At 37.7% G+C, this 16734-nt stretch carries 14 protein-coding genes; 12 read left to right on the top strand and 2 right to left on the bottom strand.

The genetic code is table 11. From position 1 onward, the window contains the following. Positions 1 to 342 precede the first annotated feature (342 nt). The 6 genes from AABE15_RS00625 (at position 343) to AABE15_RS00600 (ending at position 5677) form a co-directional block, all read left to right on the top strand. On the top strand, positions 343 to 588 hold the full coding sequence (locus AABE15_RS00625) for a hypothetical protein (protein ID WP_338329343.1): 246 nt from the start codon (positions 343 to 345) through the stop codon (positions 586 to 588). A 564-nt stretch (positions 589 to 1152) separates the two neighbouring features. Next, positions 1153 to 1923: a glucose-1-phosphate cytidylyltransferase gene (gene rfbF, locus AABE15_RS00620; protein ID WP_408870232.1), complete on the top strand. Its 771-nt coding sequence runs from the start codon at positions 1153 to 1155 to the stop codon at positions 1921 to 1923. 41 nt (positions 1924 to 1964) lie between these two features. Next, positions 1965 to 3074, top strand: coding sequence for a CDP-glucose 4,6-dehydratase (gene rfbG, locus AABE15_RS00615; protein WP_338329341.1), 1110 nt, complete (start codon positions 1965 to 1967; stop codon positions 3072 to 3074). 4 nt (positions 3075 to 3078) lie between these two features. Beyond that, positions 3079 to 3495, top strand: coding sequence for a dTDP-4-dehydrorhamnose 3,5-epimerase (locus AABE15_RS00610; protein ID WP_338329340.1), 417 nt, complete (start codon positions 3079 to 3081; stop codon positions 3493 to 3495). After that, positions 3483 to 4367, top strand: a complete 885-nt coding sequence (locus AABE15_RS00605) for a sugar nucleotide-binding protein (protein ID WP_338329339.1) — start codon at positions 3483 to 3485, stop codon at positions 4365 to 4367. Before AABE15_RS00610 ends, AABE15_RS00605 begins: the two co-directional genes overlap by 13 nt. After that, complete coding sequence (locus AABE15_RS00600) at positions 4367 to 5677, top strand: NAD(P)-binding protein (RefSeq protein WP_338329338.1); 1311 nt, start codon at positions 4367 to 4369, stop codon at positions 5675 to 5677. Before AABE15_RS00605 ends, AABE15_RS00600 begins: the two co-directional genes overlap by 1 nt. A gap of 313 nt (positions 5678 to 5990) precedes the next feature. Here the strand turns inward: AABE15_RS00600 and ccmB are convergent, their stop codons facing one another. Beyond that, positions 5991 to 6656, bottom strand: a complete 666-nt coding sequence (ccmB, locus tag AABE15_RS00595; protein WP_338329337.1) for a heme exporter protein CcmB — start codon at positions 6654 to 6656, stop codon at positions 5991 to 5993. Beyond that, the gene (gene ccmA, locus AABE15_RS00590; RefSeq protein WP_338329336.1) at positions 6653 to 7282 is read right to left on the bottom strand and encodes a heme ABC exporter ATP-binding protein CcmA; all 630 of its coding nucleotides are present in this window, start codon (positions 7280 to 7282) and stop codon (positions 6653 to 6655) included. Before ccmA ends, ccmB begins: the two co-directional genes overlap by 4 nt. A 191-nt stretch (positions 7283 to 7473) precedes the next feature. Here ccmA and acnA point away from each other — a divergent pair, with 191 nt between their 5' ends. From acnA to rbfA, 6 genes are all read left to right on the top strand, one after another. After that, a complete protein-coding gene (gene acnA, locus AABE15_RS00585; RefSeq protein WP_338329335.1) occupies positions 7474 to 10161 on the top strand; it encodes an aconitate hydratase AcnA in 2688 nt (895 codons plus the stop codon). Positions 10162 to 10400: 239 nt separating this feature from the next. Further along, complete coding sequence (rimP, locus tag AABE15_RS00580; protein WP_338329334.1) at positions 10401 to 11009, top strand: ribosome maturation factor RimP; 609 nt, start codon at positions 10401 to 10403, stop codon at positions 11007 to 11009. Between the two features lie 10 nt (positions 11010 to 11019). Then, complete coding sequence (nusA, locus tag AABE15_RS00575) at positions 11020 to 12537, top strand: transcription termination factor NusA (protein ID WP_338329333.1); 1518 nt, start codon at positions 11020 to 11022, stop codon at positions 12535 to 12537. Positions 12538 to 12621: 84 nt separating this feature from the next. Beyond that, positions 12622 to 13206 (top strand): RNA-binding protein, encoded by a 585-nt coding sequence (locus tag AABE15_RS00570; protein ID WP_338329332.1) that lies wholly within the window; start codon positions 12622 to 12624, stop codon positions 13204 to 13206. A gap of 52 nt (positions 13207 to 13258) precedes the next feature. Then, complete coding sequence (infB, locus tag AABE15_RS00565; protein WP_338329331.1) at positions 13259 to 16132, top strand: translation initiation factor IF-2; 2874 nt, start codon at positions 13259 to 13261, stop codon at positions 16130 to 16132. After that, positions 16132 to 16557 (top strand): 30S ribosome-binding factor RbfA, encoded by a 426-nt coding sequence (gene rbfA / locus AABE15_RS00560; protein WP_338329330.1) that lies wholly within the window; start codon positions 16132 to 16134, stop codon positions 16555 to 16557. Before infB ends, rbfA begins: the two co-directional genes overlap by 1 nt. The last annotated feature ends 177 nt before the right edge of the window (positions 16558 to 16734 follow it).

The following is a 16734-nucleotide window of genomic DNA, read 5'->3' as shown; positions in this document are numbered from 1 at the left end:
CAATTATTTATTACTGATGATTTTACGATCATGTTCCTATTGGGAGAGATTATATTAATGTTTTTGTATGATTGCTTTATCGAGAACATTTGATCTTGTGGTCGTACTTATAAAATTTTAATTGTTCCAATATTACGATTTCTTTCAAGGGAAGAAATTAGACGTTACTGTATTTTTTTAACAAAGTTGGGATTTACATAAGGATTATTTGCGTTTTTAGATAATTTTTGGTGAGACTATCTTATTATTTAATGAAATGAAGATAAATAAGAGTGGACTACATGAGTAGGCGACAGCTTATATATTAACCAATCATACCGATATATTTTATAAAGAACACTAATGCCAGTTTTAGTAAATTTAACTCACGATGACAAAGTTAATACTTTATCTTGGTTAAACTTTATTAATGTTTTTATTGGTACAATAAAACGAAATTTTATTGTATCGCGTGCAGGTCATACTTCTTTACATATGCATTGGCCTTATAACATTGATTTTAAAGATTGCAATGAGAACCTATGTATCAGTTGGTATAATAGAAATCCTTCTAACGTTATATTGGAATATGAATATTTTGCTCCTTAACCTGAAGAAAGAAAATTTTTATCAATATACAATATATTTAAAAAAATAGAGTTTTTGATCCATATGATTGTGTTTGGGTCCCTGACGATGATCTAATAAAATCTTGGCATAATAAACATCGTTTTTTTAATATTATAAGACATCAAAATTTTTTATTTAGCACAATCTTCTTTTTAATTTAGATTTATTTATCAATCACGAGGTAACAGCCAACTATCCGGATTATCATTTAAGATATAGTTGATTCGTTTATGAAACGTGTCTAGCTTTTTCTAGGAAAGTTTTAAAAAATATGCTCCTTAGTTTTGAAGCATCAAAGTATGGATTTGGTTTTTATTTGTTTGGTAAGCAAGTTGACAAATAATGATTATTAATAATGTTTTTAGTGAGTGAAAGTAGACTTTTTAGCAGTAATTTATAATATAAATGAAGGCTTGCATGAAGGAGAAATAGTTAAAAAAATGTATGGGGCTTTATATGTTTTCATGCAGACGGATGTTGAGGCGGTAATATATATAATTTAAGATATTTTGTTTTTAAAAAGAAAGTGATGATGTTGTGACTATTAAAGCAATAATTTTAGCGGGTGGTTTAGGTACACGCTTGGCTGAAGAAACGAGCACCAAGCCTAAGCCTATGGTGGAGATAGGTGGGCGACCCATTCTTTGGCATATTATGAAAATTTACAGTGCACATGGAATTAACGATTTCATAGTATGTCTTGGTTATAAAAGTAAATGTATTAAAGAATATTTTGCTAACTATTATCTTGAATCGAACGATGTCGTTATTGATATTCAGAAGAACAATATAGAAGTTATTTCTGGGCAAGCTGAACCATGGCGTATATCTCTGATTGAAACGGGGGAATCAACAATGACAGGAGGGCGACTAAAAAGAGTGCTTCCCTACGTTAAAGATGATCCTTTCTTTTGTCTTACGTATGGTGATGGTGTTGGCAACGTTGATATAACAAAATTGATTGCGTTTCATAAAACTCATGGATTGCAAGCAACCGTTACAGTCGTTCAACCTCCAGGACGTTTTGGTGCTTTAAATCTTGAAGAGGATAAAGTTATTTCATTTTTGGAAAAACCTATTGGTGATAGTAATTGGATTAATGGTGGTTTTTTTGTTCTTTCGCCCGAGGTTGGAAAGCGTATAGCTGGAGATGAAACAACGTGGGAACGCGAACCTATTGAAACACTTGCTTTAAATGGACAACTAGCTATTTATCGTCATTTTGGTTTCTGGCAACCAATGGATAATATACGGGATAAAATGTATCTTGAAACGCTTTGGGCATCGGGATCTCCTCCGTGGAAAAATTGGTAGATTTTTGATATTCTTTTTAATGAATTAGAAAGTGTTTAATTTTGAGTTTTCATAATTATTACGCAGGTAAGCGTGTTCTAGTTACTGGCCATACAGGATTTAAAGGTGCTTGGCTTTCTGTTTGGCTCTTATCATTAGGTGCAAAAGTTTGTGGATTTTCGAAAGATATCCCAACCAAACCCTCTTTATTTGCATTAGCTCAATTAGCTACTAAGTTAGAACACCACATTGGCGATGTTCGGGATTTTTCGCTCCTAAAAAAAGTTATCCATACTTTTCATCCTGATATTATATTTCATTTGGCTGCTCAACCAATTGTATCTTTTTCATATGAAAACCCCCTAGAAACCATTACTTCGAATGTGACCGGTACAGCGAATGTCTTGGAAGTTCTTCGTAAAATTGAATGGCCGTGTACGGCCATTATCATAACGTCTGATAAATGTTATGATAATCTAGAGTGGGTTTGGGGTTACCGGGAAATAGATGCGTTGGGAGGGAAAGATATTTATTCTGGCTCTAAAGGTGCTGCAGAACTCATATTTCGTTCTTACTATTATTCATTTTTTTGTAAGGCAGACCATCCTGTTCGAGTAGTGAGTGCAAGGGCTGGTAACGTTATTGGTGGAGGAGACTGGGCCTCTGATCGTATTGTTGCCGATTGCATACGAGCTTGGGGGAGTAATGAAACTGTTGAAATACGTTCTCCTAAGGCTACAAGGCCATGGCAACATGTTTTAGAGCCGTTAAGCGGCTACCTTACTTTAGCTGTTGATCTTGCAAGTAATGTAAAACTGAATGGTCAGTCTTATAATTTTGGACCCCGTGCAGAACAAAATCATACAGTGGTTGAATTGCTTGACGAACTAGGTAAAGTTTGGGGACTTGCTTCATCAGATAAGGCTTATAAAATTACAGCAAATATTCCTTTCCATGAGGCTGGCTTACTTAAGCTCAACTGTGATAAAGCTTTGTTAGAACTCCGATGGGAAGCTAATCTTTTTTATCAGGAGTGTGTACAGTTAACTGGTTCATGGTATCGTGATGTTCTGCAAAAAAAACAAGATGCTTACGAAGTTACAATGAAGCATATTTGTAATTACGAAAATTTAGCATCTGAACGTCAGCGCATATGGCAACAGGAAAGATAGAGTGATGCCAGACCTTTTACTTACACCTTTGCGTCGTATAGTGACAGAGAAAGGAAATGTACTTCACGCGTTAAAGTCAAGCGAAGTGAGCTATACAGGGTTTGGTGAAGCATATTTTTCTTGTATTCATGAGGGAGTAATAAAAGGATGGAAACGTCATTTGCGGATGACGCTTAATCTTATTTGCCCTTTAGGACTTGTCCGATTTGTTGTTTATAAGCATCAGAGTATTGTAATTGATACATTTCTTGGCCCTGAAAAGTCAGAAACATATCAGCGTTTGACTGTACCGCCTGGTTATTTTGTTGGATTTAAAGGAATAGCAGCAGGAACATCTATAATTTTAAATTTAGCTTCTATTGAACATGACCCCTCAGAAGCTGAGACTAAGCCATTGGAGGCTTTTTCATGGCCATCATGACGCATGATAATCGTATTCTTCTTTTAGGCAATAAAGGAATGTTGGGCAGTTCTTTTGCAAATGCCTTGTTAGAAGATTTTATTACTTTTCCGCGTGAATTGCTTAATGTTTCACAACCACAGCAGTTAATGAATGCTGTGGCAAATTTAACTCCTAACATCATCATTAATTGCGTTGCTGATACACAAGTAGATGCTGCAGAAAAAATGCCTGGGCCTGCATTTGCCGTTAATGCGTTACTTCCCAGTCTTTTAGCCCAATCAGCACGCTTAGTAGGGGCATTGCTCGTTCATTTCTCATCTACTGGTTGTTATGGAGATAATGTAAATAGTCCTTTAGATCCTCATTCTGATTTTTCATCACTTCGACCGACCACGGTTCATCATAAAAGTAAATTTCAAGGTGAAGAACTTGTTCGTGAGTCTGGTTGTGAGCATATTATTCTAAGGCTTGGTTGGTTGTACGGAGGAGAAACTACGCATCGTAAAAATTTTGTTTGGGCACGTATTAGAGATGCACGGCAAAAATCTATTATGGCATCTGATCCATACCAACTTGGCTCCCCTAGTCATGTAGACGATGTAGTAAAGCAAACCTTATTGTTGATTAAATCTGGAATAAAAGGCAGCTTTAATTGTGTAAGCACGGGAGCTGTTTCTCGATATGATTACACCGCTCATATTCTTAAAGTGGCTGGTTTATCTACACATCTTACTCCCACGCGTTTTACTCGTCATGCTCCCGTTGCTTTTAATGAGTCAGCAGTAAATGAAAAACTAAGCTTACTGGGTCTCAATATCATGCCAGAATGGGATATTTCTTTAACTAATTATATTCGAACATCATCAATGCAAGAAAAGAATTTGTCTTAATGCATGAAGAAGTAACAATTTTAGGGAGTGGTATTGCAGGTCTTTCTGCCTATGCAAGAGCCCAAGAGCTTGATTTAACGGCAAAAATTTATGAAGCAACATCGCAAGCTGGTGGTTTGATGAATAGTTTTACGCTTTCATCACCTGAAGGTGACTGGCTTTTCGATAATGCTGTTCATCTTTCTTTCGCAACAGAACTAGAGGTTCGGGCAATTTTCGATCGTACTCCGTATCTGACGCACGAACCGAAGGCTTTGAATTTTGACGCTGGTTATTGGCTATCACATCCAGTTCAAAACAATATGTTTGTGCTGCCAGCAAGTGAAAAAGCGGATCTCTTGGTCGATCTGGCTCAACATCTTGCAGAGAGGTGCACAAATAAAAAAGTAGGAAATTATCGCGAATGGTTAGTTGATCAATACGGTGTAAAAATTGCAGAACGTTGGCCGTTACGCTATACGCGAAAATACTGGACAATTCAAGCTGAAGAAATGGGAACAAAATGGATTGGTAGCAGAATGCGTGTTGCAGATCTGTGGGAAGTTGCTTTTGGTGCAATGAGCGCTGAAACACCTAATACTTATTACGTTTCATCTATGCGTTATCCAAAGCAAGGAGGTTACCGTTCATTTTTGAATTCATTGTTAAAAAATATTGATTTGTACTGTGACTGTCGTGCTGTAGGGATAAATACAGAAACACATGAAATTTTATTCAATACAGGTAACGTATGTTCTTATACTAATCTTGTTTCGACAATACCTTTACCCTATCTTGTTTCTATTATTGATAATGTACCCTCATTCGTTCGAGAAAACGCGAAAACTTTATATGCAACGTCTATTGACCTTGTTTCTATTGGTTTAAATAAACCTAATATTGCACCGTCTCTGTGGTTTTATATTTATGATGAAGATATTCTTGCCGCACGTGTTTATTCTCCAAGTTGGAAATCTCCAAAAAATGCGCCACCTAACTGTTCTTCTCTCCAATTTGAAATTTATTCATCTCGGCAAAAGAAACAACATTTTACACCAAATAAACTAATAGAGCATTGTTTGATGGCATTAGAAAAAATGCAAATTGCTTCGCGCAATAATGTAATTTTGACACATCATAAACATATTAAATTTGGAAACGTCGTATTTGATAAAGGGATGGAAGAACGACGCAATTATGTGCGTCACTGGGTTGAATCTCGTGGTATTACAGTGGCTGGTCGGTTTGGTGAATGGGATTACCTGTGGTCTAATCAAGCCTTTATGTCTGGACTCAACGCTATAAATAAAATCGTTTCTTTCCAATCGTAAGAATAAAAGTAGGTTTGTTGCAAAATATGGATTGGGTTGTGATTATTTACAAAATGGAAAAGGTTAGCAAGGAATAGAGCAGTTTAATCCAAGTATTTTTATAGGTTTTGTTTTTTGCACATGGTAGTTATTTGGAGGGAATGAGCAATTTATAGTTAAGAAATCGTGATTAACCTAGTCTCGTAGGTAATTAGTTAGTTAATGTTGAAGTTTTAAAAGGAAATAAAAATTTAGAGTAGATGATAATTTTAAACTGTTTACAGCTATTTTTTGATTCGAAGGATAGAGACAGTAAAATATATATGGTCTTGGGTTAATCCATTGCTAACTTAAGTCCTGCTGCAGCGACTAAAGGACAAAGCGGTAAAGATAAGATAAAGCACGCAGACAGAAGCTCAAGGTGGGGCAAAGGATTTAGATTGTGTAGCTGTGCGTTGGTGATTAACGTACCAAAAATTAAAACGGGTGTTACTAGAGGAAAGATAAGTAAAGGCAATAAAAAACTGTTTTTTCGAGCCCCTAAGGCAATGCAAGAGGCCATTCCTCCTAATAGCGACAAACAAGCTGTTCCAATAAGTAAGCTAAGCATAAGTAAAGGAATAAAAGTAAATTTTAAAGTGTACATTAGAACCAACGGAATGCTAACCATAACAAGGGGGAATCCTGTTGTAAGCCAATGGCTTATCATTTTAGCCAAAGCAATTTCATAAGTTGAAAAGTTTAGCAGTAAAAGTTGATCTAAAGAGCCATCTTCATAGTCCTGGTTGAAAAGTCTTTCTAAAGGTAAAATAGCGGATAAAAGACTGCAGACCCATAAAATACCAGGTGCAATTTGTTGCAGGAATTTTGGTTCTGGCCCAAGGGCAAGCGGAAATAAGGAAACAATTAACACGTAGGATAAAAGGCTTCCTATCGTATCAAAATGGTGATGATAAGAAAGTTTGAGTTCTCTGTAAAGTAAACTTATAAATGACATCATAAGCGTGAGTGTGAGGTCAATGCACAATGTTGAAGACGTAAGGTATGATTAAATTTCAGCGGTAACGTTACATGAGTAGAGGCAACGATGATACCGCCCTCTTTTTTAAAAGTTTCAAAAATTATACCAAGAGCTATCAACGTTTCTTTATCCAATCCTATAGAAAATTCGTCTAATAACCAGATTTTAGCAGGGGCCAACAAGAGTCTAGCAAGTGCAGCCCTTCGTTTTTGACCAGAAGATAACAGTCGTACTGGTATCTCCGCCAATGGGAAAATACCAAGAGCCTGTAACGCAGGAGTTATGTTTGTTTTATGGATTTGCCTAAATAGATTAAGATTTTCTTTGAGGGTTAAATAAGGCTTTAAAGCGTCAGAATGTCCAAGGAAAGCTATATTTTTCATGTATTGACTAAGATTATTATAGATAGAGGATTGATTCCAAAAAATGTTACCAAGATCTGGTTTTTTTAGCCCTGCTAGAAGACGAAGTAATGTAGTTTTCCCTGAGCCGTTTGCTCCTTGTATTAACAGTGATTCACCAGTTTTTAATGAAAAGCCAATTTCTCTGAAAATGAGCGTGTCGTCGCGGCGTATGCCAAGGTTTTTAGCTATCAATACATTCATATTTATAATAAAAACTATTTTTTTTAATTGTCTATCTGTGCAATTGAATTCTTGGTGGATTAACAGAATTATGTTTTTATGTTCATAAGTTATAGAAGCTAATAAAATAATAACAAGATTGTAAACATTAATCTGAACAATTTAGAAATAATATAACCTATAAAAAATATATTGCGTATGAGGACTTTATTATGAAACGCGTTGGTCAAGACACTCTAAAAGTTAGTCGTTTTTTAGAAGTTGATGGAAAAACTTATTGGTATTTTTCACTATCAGAAGCTGAAAAAACACTAGGTTCATTAAAACACTTACCCCATACGTTAAAAATATTGCTTGAAAACATTTTACGTTTTGAGAATGGGCACACGTTTACTATAGATCATGCAAAGTCTTTAGTTAAATGGCAAGACCATTTTCATTCTTCTTCCGAAGTTCCTTTCCGTCCGTCTCGTATTTTAATGCAAGATTTAACAGGTGTCCCAGCGGTCGTCGATTTAGCGGCTATGCGAGAAGGTATGATGACTTTAAAAGGGGATCCGCAAAAAGTAAACCCTCTTATTCCCGTTGATTTGGTTATTGATCATTCTGTTATGGTGGACTACGCGGGGTCTTCTAAAGCGTTTCAAGAAAATATAACGCTTGAATTTATACGTAATGCCGAACGTTATGCTTTTTTACGCTGGGGTCAAAAAGCGTTTCAAGAATTTTTTGTTGTTCCTCCTGATACGGGTATTTGTCACCAAATTAACTTAGAATATATTGCAAAAGTAGTGTGGACTAAGGACGAAGAAGACCATACTTATGCTTATCCTGACACGCTCTTTGGAACAGATTCGCATACAACTATGGTCAATGGTTTGGGAGTTTTAGGATGGGGGGTTGGAGGAATTGAAGCTGAAGCAGCAATGCTCGGTCAAGCAACTACCATGTTGCTTCCTGACGTTATAGGATTTCGTTTAACTGGAAAGTTATCAGGAACCGTTACGGCTACCGATCTTGTGTTAACGATAACTGAAATGCTCCGTAAAAAAGGAGTGGTTGGTAAGTTCGTTGAATTCTATGGCCCAGCATTAAATTCTTTGCCTTTATCTACGCGTGCAACCATTGCCAACATGGCGCCTGAATATGGGGCAACGTGTGGTTATTTCCCTGTAGATCGTCAAACTCTAGATTATTTGCGTCTGACAGGTAAAACAGAACATCAAATTGAGCTTGTAGAAGCTTACATGAAAGCGCAAGGAATGTTTCGTGACGTCTATTCACCAGAACCTATGTTTACGGATACGTTGCAATTAGATATTAGTACAGTTGTTCCTTCCGTCTCAGGTCCTTCTCGACCTCAAGATCGTGTTGCTTTGGTAGATGCACAAGTTGCTTTTGAAAAAGTGCTAACCAATACGTTCCACATCCCTGAACAAGAGCATCATGCTATTTATAAAGTACAAGATGAAACTTTTAGTTTGGAACATGGTTCTATTGTTATTGCTGCTATTACCTCTTGTACCAATACATCTAATACTGAAGTCATGATTGCTGCAGGTTTATTGGCAAAAAAAGCGCATGCGCTCGGACTTCAAAAAAAGCCATGGGTTAAAACTTCTTTAGCACCTGGATCAAAAGTAGTGACAGAATATCTAGAGCGTGCGGGCTTAATCGAATCGCTTAATTCACTTGGCTTTAATTTGGTTGGGTATGGTTGTACTACATGTATTGGCAACTCTGGACCGCTTGCTGAAAATATTGTCGATATCATTGAATCTAATCAATTGGTTGTTTCCGCGGTTCTTTCGGGTAATCGTAATTTTGAAGGGCGTATTTCCCCTAATGTCAAAGCAAATTATTTAGCAAGTCCACCGTTAGTGGTTGCTTACGCTTTAGTAGGAACATTAAAAAAAGATATCATTAAAGAGCCTCTTGGAATTTCAAAAGAAGGTAAAGCAATTTACTTAAAAGATATTTGGCCAACACCGCAAGAAGTTGCTTCGACCATTGCTGTTGCCGTTACAAAAGAAGAATTTCGAAAAGGGTATAATCAAATTACAAAAGGATCCAAGGAGTGGCAGTCCCTTTCCGTTACGGTTGGTTCTCAAACTTATGATTGGCTAGATGAGTCAACGTATGTCCGTAATCCACCTTATTTTAAAAATATTAGCCTTTTACCTGTACCTCGGAAACATATTAAAGGGGCTAGTATCTTGGCCTTGCTAGGTGATAACGTTACGACCGATCATATTTCTCCAGCAGGTGCTATTCGTGAAGATTCTCCTGCAGGAAAATACCTGACGGACCATGGTGTTTCTGTTGAAGCATTCAATTCGTATGGTGCTCGTAGAGGTAACCATGAAGTTATGGTAAGAGGTACTTTTGCTAATATTCGAATTAGAAACGAAATGGTGCCAGAGATAGAAGGCGGGTATACAAAGCACTATCCCAGTAATAAAGTAAATACTATGTATGATGTGGCTATGTTATACCAAAAGGAAAATATACCGCTTATTATTATTGGGGGTAAAGAATACGGCATGGGCTCTTCAAGAGATTGGGCAGCAAAAGGCACAAATCTTTTGGGAATAAAAGCCGTTATCGTTGAAAGTTTTGAAAGAATTCATCGTTCCAATTTAGTAGGCATGGGTATCTTACCCTTGGTGTTTGAGGAAGGTACCACAAGAAAAACGTTGGCTCTGAAAGGAGATGAGAAGATCGATATTGAAAATACCGATAAATTGAATCCGCGCCAAAAATTAAACATGCTTATTCGTTACAGTGATGGGTTTATTAGGAAAGTGCCGCTAATTTGTCGTATCGACACGCAAGAAGAGGTCGATTATTATCAACATGGGGGAATCTTGCCTTATGTATTACGATCAATGGCACAATAATTTTTATAATTTTTTGTTTTAAACCCTTCTTATTTATAGTTAAGAAAAAAAGCGGATAAAAATTATGAGTTGTGTTTTTTAGTAGCATTTAAATTGTTATCGTTTAATAAAGAGCACTAGCATCAAAATATTTTGTGGTACGCAGTTAAAAACTTGTAATTTTTATTTTTTTTGTTAAAATAACATAAAATTTATCTTCCATTGGTGGGGGGTGGTCTTAATCGGCCGCCTTTTTTATTTTGGACTCAACAGAATTATCGGATAACCGATTAGAACATCGAATAATAGCTTTGATTGAACCCGTCTTAACAAATATGGGTTTTGAGTTAGTGAGAGTGCTTATTTTAGGAAAACTTACGCCGACTTTGCAAATTATGGTTGATCGTATTAATGGATCGCTCATTAATGTTGATGATTGTGAACAAATAAGTCATGTAGTGAGTACTGTTTTGGATGTCCAAGACCCTATTGAAGGATCTTGGACGCTTGAGGTTTCATCACCTGGTATTGATCGTCCTCTAATAAAAGAAAAAGATTGGAATCGTTTTTCCGGTCATTTGGCAAAAGCTGAAATGTTAATTCCTATTGAAGGTAAAAAACGTTTTACCGGCGTGGCTCTTGGCGCGGATAAAGAGAATGCGCGTATGCGTCTTGAAGATGGTTCTGAAGTTTTATTGCCTCTAGGTGAAATACGTAAAGCTAAATTAATTTTAACCGAAGGCTTAATCAAAGCGTATCAGTTAATGATTCCTCCTGAAGATGAGGGTAATGATTTTTTGGAAATTGAAGAAAAAGATAGTTGCCAGTCCAGGCGTATTGATAAAATAAAGCGTCATAAAACGCATTGAGAGGTTAAAAATGGATACGTCTGTTCCCCGTCCAGAATTATTGCTGGTTGCTGATGCCGTTGCTCGCGAGAAAGCCATTAGTCGAGACGAAGTGCTTGAAGCAATGGAGCAGGCTATTCAAAAAGCGGGTCGTGCTAAGTATGGTCATGAGAAAGATATACGTGCAGTTATTGATCGTAAAAACGGTGAAGTGAGGTTGTCTCGATGGACAGAGGTTGTCGAAGAAGTTGAGAACGAGGATGCACAAATCGCGCATCATATTGCGATACGGATACAGCCTAATATTAAAATTGGAGAATTTATTATTGATCCGTTACCTCCTATCGATTTTGGCCGTATTGCTGCACAAACAGCAAAGCAAGTTATTGTTCAACGTGTAAGAGAATTTGAGCGGAATCGACAATACGAAGATTTCAAAGATCGTGTTGGTGAAATTGTAAATGGGACTATAAAGCGTACAGAATATGGCAATTTATTGGTTGAAATTGGTAGTGCTGAAGCTCTACTTCGTAGAGATGAATTAATACCGAGAGAAAATTTTCGCAATTCTGATCGTGTTCGTGCATATGTTTATGATGTGCGTAAAGAACCGCGTGGTCCACAAATATTTTTGTCTCGGACACATCCTTCCTTTTTGGCAAAATTGTTTGCTCAGGAAGTGCCAGAAATTTATGATGGTATTATTGAAATTAAAGCTGTGGCAAGGGATCCAGGATCTCGTGCAAAGATGGCAGTTACGTCAAAAGATACCTCTATTGATCCTGTTGGTGCTTGCGTAGGGGTAAGGGGATCTAGAGTTCAAGCTGTTGTTCAAGAGCTGCAAGGGGAAAAAATAGATATTATTCCTTGGAGCGGTCAGGCAGCAACGTTTGTTGTAAATGCACTTGCGCCTGCAGAAGTATCAAAAGTTGTTATAGACGAAGAGGCTGGACGTGTAGAAGTGGTGGTTCCTGATGATCAGCTTAGCCTTGCAATTGGCAGACGCGGTCAAAATGTTCGTCTTGCAAGTCAACTAACACGTTGGGATATCGATATATTAACAGAAACTGAAGAATCTGATCGTAGACAAGAAGAATTTAGGACCCGTACTGCGGGCTTTGTTTCTGAACTGGATGTTGATGATGTTATTGCAGGGCTTCTAGTTACTGAAGGGTTCCGTAATGTTGAAGAGCTGGCGTTTACCCCTATTGAAGAGTTAACGGAAATTGACGGATTTGATGAAGCTATTGCGCAAGAACTTTTACAACGTGCTCAGGATGTGTTGGTTAAACGACAAAACCAGTTAGAACAAGAACGACAAAGCTTGGGTGTTTCTGATGAAATTGTCGAATTGGATTGCTTTACTCCTTCAATGCTCATTTCTCTGGGTGAGAAAGGAATTAAAACATTGGATGATCTTGCTGATCTTGCGAGTGATGAGCTTATAGAGATTTTGGGGGCGGATTCCCTAGACGAAGAAACAGCCAATGCAATTATTATGCGCGCGCGCGAACATTGGTTTAACGAAGAAAATGATGCAAATTCTTAAAAACGTAAAAATTAATTACTATTAGGGTAGTACTATAGGTTTAATAGTGATTAATTTTCTTTTCATTCTAGGTAAACTACGGTAATGGTAATTAATTTTGAGAGAACGGATGAACACTATCGTTGCTGCGTAGTCACTAAAGAGAAAGGTAATCCAGAAGAATTGATTCGTTTTGTTTTGTCGCCTAACAGCGAAATTATTCCTGATTTAACAGAACGACTTCCTGGACGAGGAATGTGGTTGAAAGCTGATCGAAATGTTTTGCATATAGCAATGCAACGTCATGTGTTTTCTCGTGTGACGCAATGTCAAGTTAAAGTGCCGGAAAATATAATTTCTATTATCACAGAAGGACTAAAGCGGCGCATAAAGAATACGATTGGTTTTGCACGTCGTGCTGGGCAGGTAACTTATGGTTTTGAAAAAGTAAGAGAAAAAATTTCTCAAAATAAAGTTGCACTAATTATTCAGGCTGTTGATGGAAGTAGCGAAGAAAAAAAACGCTTATTATCAGGGACAAAATCATTGTTAATGATAACATTTTTGACAGCAGAAGAATTAGGAAAACTTTTTGGTCGCGAACGTGTAGTTCATGCGGCGATTCATGTGGGTTCTTTTGCTCATCGTATTGGATGTGATTATAAGCGATTAGTAGGATTCATTAATTAATAGAGTACGTTTTAGGGTTTTACCCAAAATTGGATAAAGAACAGGCAGGTATATGAGCGAAGGCAACGATCAAGAACAAGGGCAGGAAAAAAAACGTTTATCTTTACGTTCAGACGTAAAAAAGGACGTTGGGCGTACTGTCGATGCCGGATCTATCAGACAAAGTTTTAGCCATGGTCGTACCAAGGTTGTACAAGTTGAAGTACGTAAAAAGAGAAGTCCTATTAGTAGTCACGAAAAAACTACAGGCAATGCAACCAATATGGCTCGTAAGCCCACTGTTAAGAAGACAACCTCTGGTACAACAGGAAAGCGTTCTCTGACTGCTGCCGAATTGGCAACACGGCAAAGAGTTCTGGCAGAAAATAAAAGTGAAGAACAGCGCAAGGAAGCAGAACGCAAGGAACAGGAAAAAATCCTTATTCTTTCTGCTGCTGAAGAGGCAAGGAAAAAAGAGGAAGAAAAAAGAAAACAAGAAATCGAAGCCATTGCTTTGGCCAAATTAGAGGCTGAAAAAGAGCTTTTAAAGGCTGCTGAAGCTGCTTCTGAATCTAAAAAATTAAAAAAAGAAACTTTATCTGATGATGAAACTAAATCAAAAGTATTAAAAGAGAAAGCAAACGTTTCGTCCAAGAAAAAAGAATCGTTAACCACTAAGGTTCATGATCGAAGCTCTTCTGCACGAAAAGTGAAAGTTTCTCATAAAACTATACCCGGTGAAATTACATTTGCACCGAAACCCACGCCAGTTGAGCCGTTGGCAAAACGTGCGATCATGTCAAGTAAGACCGCTACCAAAACCCCTTCCTCTTTGGTAAACCCAAGTTTTCCTAATCCTTTAAAACTGGATGATAAAGAAGAGAAAACAAGCAAAAGGGCACATGACACGCTTCGTACTCGGCCTAACGTTCGAGATGAATTAGAATCAGAAGAGGGGGATAACCGTCGCGGCGCTTCACGTAAAGGGGGAGGTGTAGGGGCTAATCGTAAAACCCCAACCAGTCGCACTAAAAATAATGATGGAAGACGTTCCAATAAAATAGATATTCAGGCGGCCATAGAGGGAGAGGATGATAATAAAGTACGTTCTTTGGCATCAGTACGCCGTCAAAGAGAACGTGAACGCCGTCAAGCAGAACTAGAAAAATTACGTGCCGACCAGGTCAAAGTTATAAGAGATGTTGTATTGCCCGAAACGATAACAGTACAAGAACTTGCAAATCGTATAGCTACTCGGCAAGGTGATGTCATTAAGGCGCTTATGAAAATGGGCGTTATGGCAACGGTTAATCAGTCTTTGGATGCAGATACGGCTGAACTTGTTATTGAAGAATTTGGTCATCGTGTTCATCGCGTTTCGGATAGCGATGTTGAACTTGGTATTGAAGGTGTTGAAGATGAAGAAAAAGATAAAACCTCAAGACCACCTGTCGTCACGGTAATGGGTCATGTCGATCACGGTAAAACGTCATTGCTTGATGCTTTGCGTACAACAGATACCACAAGAGGGGAAGCTGGGGGTATTACCCAACATATTGGTGCTTATCAAGTTAAACTCGCTTCTGGGGAACGAATTACATTTTTAGATACTCCTGGACATGAAGCGTTTACGGCGATGCGTTCAAGGGGGGCTTCGGTAACAGATATTGTTGTGTTGGTCGTTGCTGCTGATGACGGGGTCATGCCTCAAACAATCGAGGCAATTAAGCATGCTAAAGCTGCAAACGTTCCTATTATTGTCGCAATTAACAAATGCGATTTACCTGGAGCTAATCCTGATCGAGTTCGCCAAGAATTGTTGCAACATGAAATTGTAGTAGAAAATATGGGTGGTGAAACGCAAGATGTTGAAGTTTCTGCCAAAAAGCGTACAGGATTGGATAAATTAGAAGAAGCGATTGTTATTCTTGCAGAATTGTTAGAGTTAAAAGCAAATGCCAATCGTGTTGCTGAAGGTGCCGTTATCGAAAGTCGTTTGGACAAGGGTAGAGGTCCTGTAGCTACATTACTAGTGCAAAAAGGAACTTTAAGAAAAGGTGATGTTATTGTCGCAGGAGCTGAATGGGGACGTGTTCGGGCGATGCTGGACGATAGAAGTAAAATCATGAAGCAAGCAGATCCTTCTACCCCAGTTGAGTTGCTTGGATTAACGGGTGTTCCACGGGCAGGTGAACCTTTTGTTGTGGTTGAAAGTGAAAGTAAAGCTAGAGAAATTTCTGAATTTAGGCAACGCAAGGCCCGTGAAAAGCAAGTTGCGGTTAGGATGGAAGCTCGTGGTACTCTTGATCAAATGTTGGCACGTATACAAGCCGGAGAACAAAAAGAGATAGCTGTTTTAATTAAAGCCGACGTTCATGGTTCAGCCGAAGCGATTCAGACAACTGTAACAAAATTAGAACATGAAGAAATAAAAGTTCGAGTACTATCAGCAACGGTTGGTCAGATAACGGAAAGCGACGTACAACTTGCTAAAGCATCGAATGCGATCATTGTTGCCTTTAACGTTCGTGCAACTTCTCAAGCAAGAGAACTTGCTCGTCAAGAAAATGTTGATATTCACTATTATTCAATTATTTATCAAGTGGTTGATGATATTGAAAAACTGATTAAAGGTCGTATTGCTCCGAAATTAAGAGAAAAATTCTTAGGTTATGCTGAAATACGTAAAGTCTTTAATATTAGTAAGACTGGAAGAGTGGCAGGATGTTATGTTACTCAGGGTGTGGTGCGCCGTGGTTGTGGGGTAAGATTACTGCGTGATAATGTCGTTATTCATCAAGGCAGTTTAAGCCAACTTAAACGCTTTAAAGACGATGTGAAAGAAGTAGCCCACGACTATGAATGTGGTCTATCTTTTGCTGGATATAATGATTTACGTGAAGGCGATGTCGTTGAGTGTTATGAAATGGAAACTGTTGAAGCCTAATGGTTAAACCTTTTATATTCGATCAGGAATTCGGACAAAAGTCGGCTGGCGGGCCGTCGCAAAGGCAATTGAGAGTTGCTGAAGAGATACGCCATAGTTTAGCTGAAATATTTACTAAAACTGAATTTCGTGACACTGAGCTACGTAATAAATATTTGACGGTAACAGAAGTCAAAATGAGCCCAGACCTACGTTTAGCCACTGTATATTTTACACGTTTAGGTCATAATGATGCAGCCGAGTTAGTTCCTGCTTTAAAACGAGTCAGCTCGTTTTTAAGAGGGCAATTGAGTTCTAGATTGAAATTGAAATTTTTACCAGAGTTGCATTTTATCGCCGACACCAGTTTGGAATATGCTGCTAAAATTGATAATCTACTTCATAGGTCAGAGGTTAGACGTGATCTTGAAAAAAGCGATTCATAATAGTAGCTTTAATCTTTTTAAATTGTTTAAATTTGTGTCGTTTGGTTTTTATTTTAATCTAAGTTAAAGAATCAAACGAGCTAAGATTGCTTGAAAGTTTTGTTGGATTAGTCTCTATATTTTGTACAAATAGACTAGAAAGATGTGTGTTCATCAAAGTCAAAATGGTTTCTATTT

The organism is Commensalibacter sp. Nvir (assembly GCF_963921845.1).
In the GTDB taxonomy this organism is placed as follows: Bacteria; Pseudomonadota; Alphaproteobacteria; order Acetobacterales; family Acetobacteraceae; genus Commensalibacter.
Note: the sequence above shows the minus strand (reverse complement) of the source record. Positions and strands in the feature narration are given on the sequence as shown.

Excerpts from the sequence above, each read along its gene's own strand:
- ccmB (WP_338329337.1), bottom strand. The coding sequence starts at position 6,656 with ATGATGTCATTTATAAGTTTACTTTACAGAGAACTCAAACTTTCTTAT.
- nusA (WP_338329333.1), top strand. The coding sequence starts at position 11,020 with ATGGATACGTCTGTTCCCCGTCCAGAATTATTGCTGGTTGCTGATGCC.
- infB (WP_338329331.1), top strand. The coding sequence starts at position 13,259 with ATGAGCGAAGGCAACGATCAAGAACAAGGGCAGGAAAAAAAACGTTTA.
- ccmA (WP_338329336.1), bottom strand. The coding sequence starts at position 7,282 with ATGAATGTATTGATAGCTAAAAACCTTGGCATACGCCGCGACGACACG.
- AABE15_RS00600 (WP_338329338.1), top strand. The coding sequence starts at position 4,367 with ATGCATGAAGAAGTAACAATTTTAGGGAGTGGTATTGCAGGTCTTTCT.
- rbfA (WP_338329330.1), top strand. The coding sequence starts at position 16,132 with ATGGTTAAACCTTTTATATTCGATCAGGAATTCGGACAAAAGTCGGCT.
- AABE15_RS00625 (WP_338329343.1), top strand. The coding sequence starts at position 343 with ATGCCAGTTTTAGTAAATTTAACTCACGATGACAAAGTTAATACTTTA.
- AABE15_RS00570 (WP_338329332.1), top strand. The coding sequence starts at position 12,622 with ATGGTAATTAATTTTGAGAGAACGGATGAACACTATCGTTGCTGCGTA.
- acnA (WP_338329335.1), top strand. The coding sequence starts at position 7,474 with ATGAAACGCGTTGGTCAAGACACTCTAAAAGTTAGTCGTTTTTTAGAA.
- AABE15_RS00610 (WP_338329340.1), top strand. The coding sequence starts at position 3,079 with ATGCCAGACCTTTTACTTACACCTTTGCGTCGTATAGTGACAGAGAAA.
- AABE15_RS00605 (WP_338329339.1), top strand. The coding sequence starts at position 3,483 with ATGGCCATCATGACGCATGATAATCGTATTCTTCTTTTAGGCAATAAA.